Source organism: Azospirillum fermentarium, from assembly GCF_025961205.1.
Lineage (GTDB): Bacteria > Pseudomonadota > Alphaproteobacteria > Azospirillales > Azospirillaceae > Azospirillum > Azospirillum fermentarium.
This window is the reverse complement of record NZ_JAOQNH010000004.1, coordinates 83,535-95,853: the sequence shown is the minus strand read 5'-3', so window position 1 is coordinate 95,853 and position 12,319 is coordinate 83,535. Positions and strand designations below refer to the sequence as shown.

Sequence of the window (12,319 nt, the reverse complement as noted above, 5' to 3'; positions counted from 1 at the left end):
GCGCCGCCCGGAACGCGAGGGGGCGGCACCAGGTGTCACACCGGATGCTCTTCGATCCCCGCCCAGGGCTTACCATCGAGGTGAATGGCGACCGTGTAATTGAACGGCACGAAGCCATGCCTGATTTCGAACTTGGGGCTGATTGAAGCCGCAATTCCAATGGCATCTTCAGGCGATATATAGAACATTTTTTCTTCTTTGAAATTCACATAAGAGCTTATCGCGTTGAATATGACAATTTTACTTGTATTGCTCTTAGAAATTTTTTCAATGATATTTCTTACATAGTCAATATTTTGCCCAACATTGACATTGAAGATGCCAGACATGACGGTAATATCCGCCACGCAATCGAGATCATCGATATTGGTGTTGGAAAAATTTCCTTGAGGGAAACGCTTCTTTGCTTCCTCGATCAGGCGGGCATTGATATCCACTCCCTGATAAGCTCCACGAAAACCCATGAAATTCAAAAATTTATAGAATTCACCGTTGCCACACCCGAAATCAAGCACGGATACGTCCGATCTCTGCAGATCACCGATAAGAGCGACGATCTCATTGAAGCGATGATACTGTCGCGCTGGCTCACCACACAATATTCTCTCAAAAGGTGACTTGCCTTGATCGATAGCATTATTGTATATTTCATTAATTGATTGATCGATTTCTTTGCTATTCTTATTCATCTAGGCAAACTCCGCTGCATACTTTCGAGATTTTTTGCATTGGACCACTAATATTTTTAAATATCAGTAGGCCCGTTCCCGCCACGCAGGGACGGGGTATGGTCAGGGACGTTCCCACTTCGCGGAAATATATGCAACCACCCCTGCGTTGAAACTGGTCTTATAATCACCACGTTGCGGGGAGTTGATACCCAGGAAATCGAACCGCCGGATTCCTCGGTCGCGCATCCTTTCGAACGATGTGATCAGCCCCAACGTGCCGCCCCCGAAATTCCTGAGTTCCGGATCGCCAGCACCGAAGACATAATACGCGCTCTTGTCGTCGAACAGCGCCAGCATGGCAAAGGCTGGCGCGCCCTCGGCCGTTTCCACGACGATCATCTCGCCGAAACCGCCTTCGATGGCATGCCGGGCTATCGGCACGATGAGCTTGTCATGAGCTTCGGGGCGGGACAGCCCCTGCCGGGCAAACGTCGCCCGATGAAGGCGGTCGAGAAGCGAGACATCATCGGCAACGACCGGTCGATAGCCGTGCTTCCTGGCTCGCCTGTGGTCGTAACAGCGGCTATCCCGCATTCCTTTCAGCAGGCTATCGAGCGGCTCGTCGTTCTTCAGATCGAGGACGCCCGTGTAACACAGGTTCAGCTTGACCAGGCCCAGGTCGGGACGGTGGTAATTGAACCAGGACGCACCCCGCAGGTCGGGAAAGCTCGGATGGAAGCAGAATGTCACCACCGGGTAGACCGCACTCAGACAGGCGTAGGTCTCCTCCAGAAGCTCTGGCAAGACCTTGTGCAGGCGATGGGCCGGCAGAGCCATGAACTCGGAAGACAGCATCGGCCCGATATAAAGAGCCGGCAAGCTCCCGACGGAAACCACACGCTCACCGTCCCGCAGCATGGGAACCGCGGCAACCACCCTTCCTTCGAAGATCACGGCCCAGCGATCCGCCGTGCAGGACAGTGAATCAAAAAAGCGTGTTTCGCAGAAGACCGTCCCCTGCGGGGATGTTCTGACAAACTGATCCCACGCCGCTTCACCCTCTTCCCAGCGGATGACGTCGAAGCGACTCATATAAACAATCTCCGGTTCGAGGTCAAGTGGACGGCACGCTCATTACGAAACATCTGACACGGCTCCATCACCTGAAGATCTCAGGATATTCCCGCAAGACATGGCAAAGATCCCGCATTTCAGGATTGTCGTGGAATATAGATGAACATACGTCCTTCGGCAGGATATCCTGATTATAAATCAGCCACTTTACCTTATGCATGACAGACGGATTCGTCTGGATATGGCTTAAGAAAATCAATTTCCTGAGTTGATGCTTATCAATTTTTGCATTGCCGCCCATCATATGGAAGGTAAGATCGGCCAGCGTCTTCGAAAGCGTCACATCGGCATCGGGCGCCATATCCTCCCAACGGGGTAGGATTCGATAAAACTCCTTGGCAAGCGGATCTTGGCAGGCCCGCTCTATGAACCGCGTTTCGGTGCTCCAGTCCTCATTGATGTTCGGATCCTGACCGTCCAAGAAGTAATGAGCCTCTGCACCCATCACGAAGAATGGAAGCCCCATCTCGATCGACAGGAATGATGCCGTTCCAAGAGCGACGTTCGACGTTGCATAGGCGAAATTTTTCAATATATCATAGAATTCGACACAAAAATTTGGATCGAATATATGCCCAGCGGTGAACACCGGAATCCCGCGGTCCAGGAACGCCTGGGTATTTCCGTTTAGGATATCCTTCCAATAAGCGCAAACGGCGACGGGCTGAAACCTTTCCGGCAAGGCGAGCAGCTTCTCAGCATAGGACGCGACATCGAACTGGGCATGATTATGATGCGTCGAATGGGATGGAAAAGCGATGGTTCCCCTGGCGTCGGGAGATTTCTGAATGCCTTGCATATGGCGATAGTGCGCGTGAACCGACCCGGTGACGAATGCCACCTTGCCTTGTTTTTCGTAATTCTCTTTTGTTTCATCTCTTCCGACAAGAACAGGCGCCTGTCGCGCCAAATATACTGGCAGCGTATCACTATAACTATCAGGGCCATGGTACATCTGAACAACAATTTGCACACTTCTCGGCAGGCCAAGCCAATCGAGAAGATGGCTATCGAGGCCATACCACTTTGACTCTATAGGATGAGGAAGAGAATCAAAATATTTTATTCTTTTGATTGCGTGTTCAAGGCGCATTTTTGTGATCTCGCCCCTTACAAACAACATTTTTCGACCCTGTTTCCATATTTCACTAAAGACCTATTTTTAAGATAACTGCATATCTCTGCCTGATGAATGCAGCAATCATGTATTCGGTACTGCCTGGATAGATACCAAGTTCGTCTCCAGCCGGACGCAAGGTAGACCAGACGAGATCTTATGGGAAGCGGAGAGTCACCAGCACCGGCGATGCCCTGGAAACTGGCGCTCCTTCCACCACCAAGGATGGCTTCAGCAATCTCTCGCGATCTTTTCTACCCCGCCCTCCTGAAACAGGCGGGTCAAGTCCGCTAGTCGGGGCAGGAAGACGGCGATCCCCTCCGGCCAGCCGGGACCGGGCCCGCTCCCCACGACGTGGGTTTCCAGGCCGGCGGCAAGCGCGGCCTGCGCCCCCTGCGGCGAATCTTCCACCGCCAGGGAGCGGGCCGGCGCACAGTCCAGCGCACGGATGGCCGCCAGATACGGGTCGGGAGCGGGTTTGCCGCACATCACGTCCTCGCCCCCCACGACGGTTTCGACAAAGTCCGCCAGCCCCACAGTGCCCAGCCACTCCCAAGCCAGACCCCTGCGATTGGATGTCACCACCGCCACCCGCCATCCTCGCGCCCGTGCCGCTGCCAGCAACGCTTCCGCACCGGCGGCCGGAGCAACACCGGTCAGGTAATGATGTTCGATCTGTTCACGGTAGACGGCGAGCAACTCATCCGGCGGCGACGTCAATCCACGGGTCCGCTTCAGGATACGCACGATCTCCCGCAGCGGTGGACCATTCAGGGCGGCAAACTCTGCGTCCAGGCCGGAATGGCCGTAAACGGCCAGGAACCCGTCGTAAGCCCGGCGCATGATCCCCAGGCTGTCGGCCAGGGTGCCGTCGAGGTCCAGGAACAGCCCCTGTCCCGCCGCGTCCGAAAAGGACGCCGGACCGCTCGATACCGGCCGGCTCAATGGTTGTAACGCCCCGCCGGCAGGCGCGACAGGCGGCGATAATAGCCGCTGGAGGCGACGAAGCCGGCTTGACGGAACAGGGCATGGCTGGCCAGGGTGTTGAACATCATCGGCGCCCGGATTTCCACGCCCGGCAGAACCCGGCGAACCAGATGCAGCACAGCGCGGCCCAGGCCCAAGCCACCGCTGTCGGGGGCGATGAACAGGGAGACCTCGTGGGACGCCTCTCCCCCGTCCTCCCGGCGGTCGAGACGGACCAGTCCGCCGGGACGGTCGCCATGGATGATCATCATCAGCCGCGAGGCGGGATCGGACAGGCGCAGATCAAGCCAGGCCGCCACGCCGCCGGCCACCCGCGACAAGGGCGGCAGCCGGGGGTCTGACAGCCATGCCCCGACCAGGGGCGCGTCCACCGCCTCGACTGGGCGCAGCAACACCGGCTTGCCGTCGCGCGCACACACCGGTGCCAGCACGTTGAGCAGGCGCACGAGGCCCAGCCCATCGCAGACTGAGGACGCGGCCTCCCTCAAGCGGGCGAGCAGGGACGGGCTGGCCGCAAGATCGCGCAGGCGCCGGGCGATCTGCTGGGTGATATCCTCGCGGCCGTGCTCCACCAGCATGACGATGTCCTGTTCGGCCATCTGCCGGGCGAAGAAGCGCATATTCTCGCTGGTCAGGACAGCAATGGTCGGCAGCCCGAAGTAGCAGCGCTCCCACGAGGTGACGGACGCGGCGGCGATGGCGAGATCGGCCCGCGCCATCACCGGGGCGACAGAGCGGCTGTCGGTGTGGATGTTCACCTTCTGCTGCATCCGGGCGGCGCGCCGGAGCAGTTCGGACTGACCGACGGTGTGAGGACCGAGGATGACGTCGATCTCGGCGTCGATCCCTGCCAATTTCAGGGAATCGAGTGCCAGTTCAGTGCTGTTGAACGGGTTGTTGGTGCCTAGGCTGACGAGGATTCGGTCCACCGACCGGTGTTCGGCCCGCCGAGCCGGCGCGGTGGAGCAGACGTTGACGAAGTTGGAGCGCAGCAGGGCGTAACGGGGCCCCAGCAGCAGTCGGCACCCCGACGGCACCAGGCCGGCGTAATGATCGGCAGTACGCCCCAGCGTCGGATCGAGGAGCAGGTCGGCATCGTGGGGCCGGTCTGCAAGGTCGTCGAAAACCAGGATGTGCCGCGCCCAGAGGCGGCAGGCCCGTTCGAACTCGGCGTCCCGTCCGTAATGATCGATCACCAGCAGGTCGCAGCCCTTGGCCCAGCGGGCACCCAGGGCCGCCGGTTCATCCTGAGCCATCACGTCCAGGGGCAGGACATCAAACCCCATGGCCGCGATGTAGGGAACCGTGGCATGGGTGTCCCTGCTGCAGGCAAAGACCACGTCCCATTCCATTTCGGCCAGGACCTCGGCCAGCGCCACGCAACGCAGGACATGGGCCATCCCGATGGCGGGAGAGGCGTCGCAACGGAAACAGACTTTCGGCATGCCGCCTCTTGTCCAGCGTTGTCTCGTCCAGCGTTGGGCCGGGAATTTTGCGCCGCCGCAATGGGGCACTGCCGGGTGGCCAGAAAACCGCATGTATACGGCGGTTGTCAAGAAGGGAAACGCCCGGTTTCAGGACCGTGGTTTCGGTTTGCGGTCTGCGGGGACGGCGTGAGAAGCCTTGAAGGCGGGGGCGTTTTCTGCGATGCATGCCGTGCCATCCGGTGAGGAGCCGGAGTTCGAAAGCGCGAGGTTTTTGGGTTCATGCGGGACTATCGTCGGGCGTCATCCTATGCGGCCCTGAACGGCAAATCGATCCTGATCACCGGTGGCACGGGGTCGTTCGGGCAGCGCTTCATCGAGAAGATCCTGAGCGAGGCGGCGCCGGCGCGGGTTGTCGTGTTCTCCCGCGACGAGTTCAAGCAGTTCGAGATGCAGCAGAACCTGGCGTTCGGGCGTCATCCGGCGCTGCGCTACTTCATCGGCGACGTGCGCGACGCCGACCGCCTGGACCTGGCGATGCGCGGGATCGACACCGTTGTCCACGCCGCGGCGCTCAAGCATGTGCCGGCAGCCGAATACAACCCCTTCGAATGCATCCGCACCAACGTCCACGGGGCGGAAAACGTGGTGCGGGCGGCCCTGCGGGCCAAGGTTGGCCGGGTTCTGGCCCTGTCCACCGACAAGGCGGTGAACCCGATCAACCTGTACGGGGCCAGCAAGCTGGCTGCGGACAAGATCTTCATCGCCGCCAACCACCTGTCGGGCAACGATGACGTCCGCTTCTCGGTCGTGCGCTACGGCAACGTGATCGGCTCGCGCGGCAGCGTGGTTCCGATGTTCCGCCGCCTCCTGGCCGAAGGGGCCACGGAGTTGCCGGTCACCGACGAACGGATGACGCGCTTCTGGATCACCCTCACCCAGGGGGTGGATTTCGTGGTCGATTGCCTGGCCACCATGAAGGGCTGCGAGATCCTGGTGCCCAAGATCCCCAGCATGCGCATCACCGATCTGGCCCGTGCCATGGCACCCGGCCTGCCCCTGCGCACCATCGGCATCCGCCCGGGCGAGAAGCTCCACGAGGCCCTCATCACCCGTGACGACGCCCGCCTCACCCTGGAGCTGGAAGACCGCTACATCGTCAAGCCCTCCTTCGCCATGTGGGATCCATCCATCGACTACGGCGGAAAGCCCGTGCCCGAGGATTTCCACTACGAAAGCGGCGACAACGCCGAATGGCTCGACGCTGACGGGCTCAACACGCTCTTCGATAAAGGCCACATATGATCGGATGATCGAGAGGGCGGGCGGACGCCTCATCAGGCGTGACGGCGGGCCGTTTCAAGACACCGCTCGGCAGCTGCGGACAACCCCGGGTCGGCGGCGACCATGGCAGCAACGGCCGTCGCTGACGGAACCTCCGGCAGCGGCGGCAAGTGGCCGAACACCGCTTTGAGAAAAACGTAATCTTCGGGAAAATCGAGGGTCCAGCGCAGGCCCGCCTGCTCCGGACGGGGTCCGGGCACATTGACCCGGCGCAGGCCGGGATGGGTGCGCATCCAGGGCGTTACATGCTCGCGCTCATACGGCGCCGTTGCCTCCCGCCCCGCCCGCTCCAGCAGAGCGGCGGGGAAAGCCTCGCAATCCAGACCATGGGGCCAGGTGCGCGGCATGTTGTTGCAGGCATAGTCGGCACGGCCGGCGGCGACCTCGGCGATAACGGCAGCGCAGCTTTCCGGGTCGATGAGCGGGCAATCGCTGGTCACCCGCATCACAAGATCCGCCGCCACCACTTCGGCAGCCTGGCGGTAGCGGCCGAGAACGTCATGCTCCGAACCGCGCACCACCACCGCACCGCAGGCTTCGGCTTCGGCTGCCACCGGGTCGGAGGCGGGAGCATCGGGGACCGCGCAACACACCACATCCACACCACGCACCAGCCGGCAACGCCCGAGCACCTGGGCCAGGGCCGTGCGGTCACCCAGCGGCAACAGCACCTTTCCCGGAAGGCGGGTGGAGGTCATGCGCGCCTGGACGATGATGGCGGTGGTCATGGCGAAAGCCTCTCGTGCGATGGAAGCGGTGGATCGGTAGGCGATGGGATGGACGCTCCCGGCGGCCTCTGATGTGCCAAGGCCGTGATGTCGAAATGCGCTGCAAGGGAGGCGTCTCCGACCGAGGTTACCCTCATCGGGGCGATCACCCCTGCTCAGGGCGTGAGCCCCGCCATCGCGCCCGTCACCGGCGGCGGCCGATGGTCCGGCCTGGAACCCCCTCGATGATCGAACGCTGGGGAACGTCACGCGTGACGGAACTGCCGACCACCACGATGCTGTGATCCCCGATACGGACATCGGTCGCCACCGACGCGCCGATGCCGATGATGGTTCCGGCCCCAACGGTGACGCTGGAGCCCAGCGAGGCACCAGGGGCCACATGGCAGCCGTCACCGATGCAGGTATCGTGGGCGACGATTACGCCGTTATCAATCTGGCAGGCCATCCCGATTTCCACGCGGGTCTCGACCACCGCCCCCGCCTTGATATGGCAGCCCTTCCCAATCCGGGCGGAAGGGGCCACCCAGGCGCGCGGGTGCTGCACCATCAGGGGTTCGATGCCCAGCGTGAGCAGACGCCGGCAATTCTCCAAGCGCTGTTCGCTCGACGTGATGGCAAGCCCGACCCCTGAGACCCCGCTCGCCGCCAGTTGCGGCAGCACTGTATCGGGATACACAGGAAGCTCGTCCTTGACGGCGGAATCGGATGGTCGGTCGGCGATGAAGCCGACCACGTCATAGGCGTCGCCCAGGGACAATGCCTCGCGCATGGTCACCGCACCATTGCCAATTCCCCAGATCAGAACCGGTTTGCGCCCGTTCAGAGCCGGAAAACGCTCGGGCAGAGCCCGCTCCGCAATCGTCCGCGCGGCCAGAAAGCGCCTGACATCGGCTTCACGGACGATCCCCCTGGTTTCCGCCGCCACCACGGCGGGATCGAGCCCATGCTCCGCCGCCAGACGGGCCGCCTTCCGGGTCACCATCTCGCCGGCGCCCCCAGCCGCGACGGCGGCACTGTCGGGGCACGCCGCCAGACGGCTGTCCCGTTCCTGTTCCAGAACGGACAGGTCGTCTCCCAGCAATACCAAGGGCTTACTGACCGCCAGCGAATCGCCCTCGGCCGCCAGGAACACCACCAGCCCGCCCACGTCGGCGGTGATTTCCACTGCCGCCTTCGTGGTCTCCACCTCGGCGATGGCAATGCCCGGCGCCACGCGCTCACCCTCGGCCACCAGCCAGCGCGTGATACGCACGGTGTCGTCGTTCACCCCCAGTTGGGGGACCGTCTGGATATGCATATGCATGAGCCTACGACTTTCCCATCAGATCCCGGATCCCCGCCAACACATCCCCGGCCGCCGGAAGCATCTGGGCTTCCATCTGCCGGGCGCTGGGGATCGGCACGTCCCTGGCGCCAATGCGGGCGACCGGGGCCTTCAGCCGGCCGAAGGCCCGCTCCGTCAAATCCGCCGCCACATGGGCACCCCAGCCACCGACGCGCGGCCCTTCCTCGATCACCAGAACCCGCCCCGACGCCTCTGCCGACACCAGGATATCCTCGATCGGCAAAGGGCGCAGCTGTGCGGGCACCACCACCTCGACCAGGATCTCATCCTCAATCATGGCTTCAGCAGCGACTCTGACCGCCATGGGCACAAGACCGCCGTAGGCAACAAGAGTGACGTCGGGCCGCTCGTCTGGAGCCGCACTCAGGGCCACGCTCGGATAAGGCCGCCGTGGATCGAGGACCCGGCGGTGCAGACCGCCCACCATGTCGCCCTCTTCCAGTTCCACAGGATAAAGGCTCTTGTTTTCGACGAACAGGATCGGCACCCCAGCGTCGAGCGTTGCCCGCTCCAGCAGTGCCCCCGGATCGTGGAGATGAGAAAGTGCCACCATGGTCAGTCCCGGTACCGCCATGAACAGCGCTTCCAGAGACTGGCTGTGGGTCGGTCCATAACCCCGGTAACCGCCCATGGGCACCCTGACCACCAGCGGCAGCGCCGCCAGCCCGAACATCCAGGGGAATTTGGCGGCGTGGTTGATGATCTGGTCCATGGCCAGAGTGACGAAATCACCGAACATGATCTCGGCCACCGGCTTGAAGCCCTGCAGGCTCATGCCAACAGCCACCCCGACCAGACCCGCTTCCGAGATGGGCGTGGTGATAACCTGGCCGGGAAAGGCGGTGGACAACCCCTTGGAGACCTTGAACGCGCCGCCGTAGGGGTCGAGGACATCCTCGCCGATCAGCACCACCTCGGGATCGGCGGCCATCATGCGGTGAAGAGCACCGTTGAGGGATTCGACCACACGCATCAGCCCACCTCCGCCAGTTGGGCAAGAGGCATGGCCTCGACCGCCGCCAGGGTTTCGGCAAGGCGGCCCGCGACTTCGGCATCGACAGCAGCTCGCAGGCCGGGTGGAAGCCCTCTGCCCCAATGCTCCACCGGATCACGGGCACGAAAGGCCGCCACCTCCATGGTCGCGCGGGTGTCGTCCCCCTTCGAGTGGGCGTTCAGGCGGTATGTCTCGACGACTTCCATATGGGGCCGCCCCTCGTTGCGTACCTGCGCCACCAGGGTTCCGAAACGTGCGGTCAGCCCCGTTACATCCCAGCCGTCACTCTCTCCCACGGACAGGCCGAAACACCGCCCCCGGTCCGGGATCGATCCGGCTACCCCCAGCGTAATGGGAGTCGATTGGGCGTAACGGTTGTTTTCGACCACCACCAGCAGGGGCACCGACCACAAGGCGGCCATGTTCAGTGCTTCGTACACGGCCCCCTCGCCGAGGGTTCCATCGCCGATAAAAGCGACCACCACGTTTCCGCGGGCCCTCTTCTTCTCCGCCAGCGCCATGCCGACCACGATGGGCATAAAGCCGCCCTGGATCCCATTGGAATAGAAGTTTCCCCGGTGCAGGTGCTGGCTACCGCCGCGCCCGCCGCACACGCCCCCGGTACGGCCCATAATCTCGGCCAACAAACCCTCGATGTCGCCGGTATGGGCAATGTAATGACCGTGGCAACGGTGGTTGCTGAAGACGCAATCGCCCGGGCCGAGATGGCTAGCCACCGCGATCGCCACTGGCTCTTGGCCTACATAAGTGTGTGTGGTGCCGGAAAGCTTGCCCGCCGAGAAAAGCTCCAGCAGGAGCTCTTCGAAGCGGCGGATCAGGATCATTTTCCGGTATATGTCGACGGCCTCGATCATTCGTGTCCCATTGCCGGCGTTTCCAAGGGGGGCGGTCATTTTCGGAAGCGGATCAAAGCGCCCTCCGGCCCCTTCTGGCAAGGCCCTCGTATAGCGGGATCGGACTTTGTTGCAGCGAGGCAATCTGAACCGTTTCCCCGCGCGTCCTGGGGTCCGTAGCACGGACGGAATTGCGGCGTCCGAGCGTGAATATGCGGTTCAGAACCTGGACCGCCGTGGCGCTTTCGGTGCTCCAGGATCCTTAGTGCAAAATCTCACACTGTTGCCAATGATCGTGTCCAACCGCTAAAAGACATCGACCAGGGCGCGGACATTGTACCGGGATGATTTCTGCCACGCCACTCCAACACCTATGAAACACGGATCGATGTCTCCAGTGACATGATACAGCTCATCATGGCAAACCTGCTATTCTGATGAGGCACAGAACCATTCCTTTATGGGGCGGCACAGCATGAAAACTTCGAAATGAGCGTGTGCAGCTCGTCCATTTTTCTCGGGTATTTTTCGCGCAAACGATGAACGTTTTGGAGCAGGTACCGTATTTTGTCTTTCTGTCAGGGTGTAAGAGGCCTTGAAGGAGGAAGTGTTTTCTGCAATGCATGCCGGGTCTGGGGGCAAGGGCTTCCCGGCGCCGGAGTTTGAAAGCGCGAGGTTTTTGGGTTCATGCGGGACTATCGTCGGGCGTCATCCTATGCGGCCCTGAACGGCAAATCGATCCTGATCACCGGTGGCACGGGGTCGTTCGGGCAGCGCTTCATCGAGAAGATCCTGAGCGAGGCGGCGCCGGCGCGGGTTGTCGTGTTCTCCCGCGATGAGTTCAAGCAGTTCGAGATGCAGCAGAACCTGGCGTTCGGGCGTCATCCGGCGCTGCGCTACTTCATCGGCGACGTGCGCGACGCCGACCGCCTGGACCTGGCGATGCGCGGGATCGACACCGTTGTCCACGCCGCGGCGCTCAAGCATGTGCCGGCAGCCGAATACAACCCCTTCGAATGCATCCGCACCAACGTCCACGGGGCGGAAAACGTGGTGCGGGCGGCCCTGCGGGCCAAGGTTGGCCGGGTTCTGGCCCTGTCCACCGACAAGGCGGTGAACCCGATCAACCTGTACGGGGCCAGCAAGCTGGCCGCGGACAAGATCTTCATCGCCGCCAACCACCTGTCGGGCAACGATGACGTCCGCTTCTCGGTCGTGCGCTACGGCAACGTGATCGGCTCGCGCGGCAGCGTGGTTCCGATGTTCCGTCGCCTCCTGGCCGAAGGGGCCACGGAATTGCCGGTCACCGACGAACGGATGACGCGCTTCTGGATCACCCTCACCCAGGGGGTGGATTTCGTGGTCGATTGCCTAGCCACCATGAAGGGCAGCGAGATCCTGGTGCCCAAGATCCCCAGCATGCGCATCACCGATCTGGCCCGTGCCATGGCACCCGGCCTGCCCCTGCGCACCATCGGCATCCGCCCGGGCGAGAAGCTCCACGAGGCCCTCATCACCCGTGACGACGCCCGCCTCACCCTGGAGCTGGAAGACCGCTACATCGTCAAGCCCTCCTTCGCCATGTGGGATCCATCCATCGACTACGGCGGAAAGCCCGTGCCCGAGGATTTCCACTACGAAAGCGGCGACAATGCCGAATGGCTCGACGCTGACGGGCTCAACACGCTCTTCGATAAAGGCCACATATGACGGACACC

General features: G+C 61.9%; 11 protein-coding genes. 2 read left to right on the top strand and 9 right to left on the bottom strand.

What is annotated here, in order from left to right; translation table 11 throughout:
- Positions 1-35 precede the first annotated feature (35 nt).
- The 5 genes from M2352_RS25990 to pseG form a co-directional block, all read right to left on the bottom strand.
- A complete protein-coding gene (locus M2352_RS25990) occupies positions 36-689 on the bottom strand; it encodes a class I SAM-dependent methyltransferase (protein WP_264667431.1) in 654 nt (217 codons plus the stop codon).
- Positions 690-791: 102 nt separating this feature from the next.
- Positions 792-1,763, bottom strand: coding sequence for a GNAT family N-acetyltransferase (locus M2352_RS25985; protein WP_264667430.1), 972 nt, complete (start codon positions 1,761-1,763; stop codon positions 792-794).
- 67 nt (positions 1,764-1,830) lie between these two features.
- Positions 1,831-2,898: a hypothetical protein gene (locus M2352_RS25980; RefSeq protein ID WP_264667429.1), complete on the bottom strand. Its 1,068-nt coding sequence runs from the start codon at positions 2,896-2,898 to the stop codon at positions 1,831-1,833.
- A gap of 255 nt (positions 2,899-3,153) precedes the next feature.
- Complete coding sequence (locus tag M2352_RS25975; RefSeq protein ID WP_264667428.1) at positions 3,154-3,867, bottom strand: HAD family hydrolase; 714 nt, start codon at positions 3,865-3,867, stop codon at positions 3,154-3,156.
- Entirely contained in the window at positions 3,864-5,354 is a 1,491-nt protein-coding gene (gene pseG / locus M2352_RS25970) for a UDP-2,4-diacetamido-2,4,6-trideoxy-beta-L-altropyranose hydrolase (RefSeq protein ID WP_264667427.1), read from the bottom strand. The genes M2352_RS25975 and pseG overlap by 4 nt, the downstream gene beginning before the upstream one ends.
- Positions 5,355-5,615: 261 nt before the next feature.
- Here pseG and pseB (M2352_RS25965) point away from each other — a divergent pair, with 261 nt between their 5' ends.
- Positions 5,616-6,638, top strand: a complete 1,023-nt coding sequence (pseB, locus tag M2352_RS25965; protein WP_264667426.1) for a UDP-N-acetylglucosamine 4,6-dehydratase (inverting) — start codon at positions 5,616-5,618, stop codon at positions 6,636-6,638.
- A gap of 32 nt (positions 6,639-6,670) precedes the next feature.
- Here the strand turns inward: pseB (M2352_RS25965) and M2352_RS25960 are convergent, their stop codons facing one another.
- From M2352_RS25960 to M2352_RS25945, 4 genes are all read right to left on the bottom strand, one after another.
- Positions 6,671-7,405 carry a glycosyltransferase family protein gene (locus M2352_RS25960; protein WP_264667425.1) on the bottom strand — a complete coding sequence of 245 codons (735 nt, stop codon included), beginning with the start codon at positions 7,403-7,405 and terminating at the stop codon, positions 6,671-6,673.
- 184 nt (positions 7,406-7,589) lie between these two features.
- Entirely contained in the window at positions 7,590-8,711 is a 1,122-nt protein-coding gene (locus M2352_RS25955) for a biotin/lipoyl-containing protein (RefSeq protein WP_264667424.1), read from the bottom strand.
- Positions 8,712-8,715: 4 nt separating this feature from the next.
- On the bottom strand, positions 8,716-9,726 hold the full coding sequence (locus M2352_RS25950; RefSeq protein WP_264667423.1) for an alpha-ketoacid dehydrogenase subunit beta: 1,011 nt from the start codon (positions 9,724-9,726) through the stop codon (positions 8,716-8,718).
- Entirely contained in the window at positions 9,726-10,622 is an 897-nt protein-coding gene (locus tag M2352_RS25945; protein WP_264667422.1) for a thiamine pyrophosphate-dependent dehydrogenase E1 component subunit alpha, read from the bottom strand. Before M2352_RS25945 ends, M2352_RS25950 begins: the two co-directional genes overlap by 1 nt.
- Before the next feature lie 666 nt (positions 10,623-11,288).
- Here M2352_RS25945 and pseB (M2352_RS25940) point away from each other — a divergent pair.
- On the top strand, positions 11,289-12,311 hold the full coding sequence (gene pseB, locus M2352_RS25940; RefSeq protein WP_264667421.1) for a UDP-N-acetylglucosamine 4,6-dehydratase (inverting): 1,023 nt from the start codon (positions 11,289-11,291) through the stop codon (positions 12,309-12,311).
- Positions 12,312-12,319 lie beyond the last annotated feature (8 nt).

Bases quoted from the DNA above. Each gene is read 5' to 3' on its own strand.
- M2352_RS25990 (WP_264667431.1), bottom strand. From the start codon at position 689: ATGAATAAGAATAGCAAAGAAATCGATCAATCAATTAATGAAATATAC.
- M2352_RS25985 (WP_264667430.1), bottom strand. From the start codon at position 1,763: ATGAGTCGCTTCGACGTCATCCGCTGGGAAGAGGGTGAAGCGGCGTGG.
- M2352_RS25980 (WP_264667429.1), bottom strand. From the start codon at position 2,898: ATGCGCCTTGAACACGCAATCAAAAGAATAAAATATTTTGATTCTCTT.
- pseG (WP_264667427.1), bottom strand. From the start codon at position 5,354: ATGCCGAAAGTCTGTTTCCGTTGCGACGCCTCTCCCGCCATCGGGATG.
- pseB (WP_264667426.1), top strand. From the start codon at position 5,616: ATGCGGGACTATCGTCGGGCGTCATCCTATGCGGCCCTGAACGGCAAA.
- M2352_RS25960 (WP_264667425.1), bottom strand. From the start codon at position 7,405: ATGACCACCGCCATCATCGTCCAGGCGCGCATGACCTCCACCCGCCTT.
- M2352_RS25955 (WP_264667424.1), bottom strand. From the start codon at position 8,711: ATGCATATGCATATCCAGACGGTCCCCCAACTGGGGGTGAACGACGAC.
- M2352_RS25950 (WP_264667423.1), bottom strand. From the start codon at position 9,726: ATGCGTGTGGTCGAATCCCTCAACGGTGCTCTTCACCGCATGATGGCC.
- M2352_RS25945 (WP_264667422.1), bottom strand. From the start codon at position 10,622: ATGATCGAGGCCGTCGACATATACCGGAAAATGATCCTGATCCGCCGC.
- pseB (WP_264667421.1), top strand. From the start codon at position 11,289: ATGCGGGACTATCGTCGGGCGTCATCCTATGCGGCCCTGAACGGCAAA.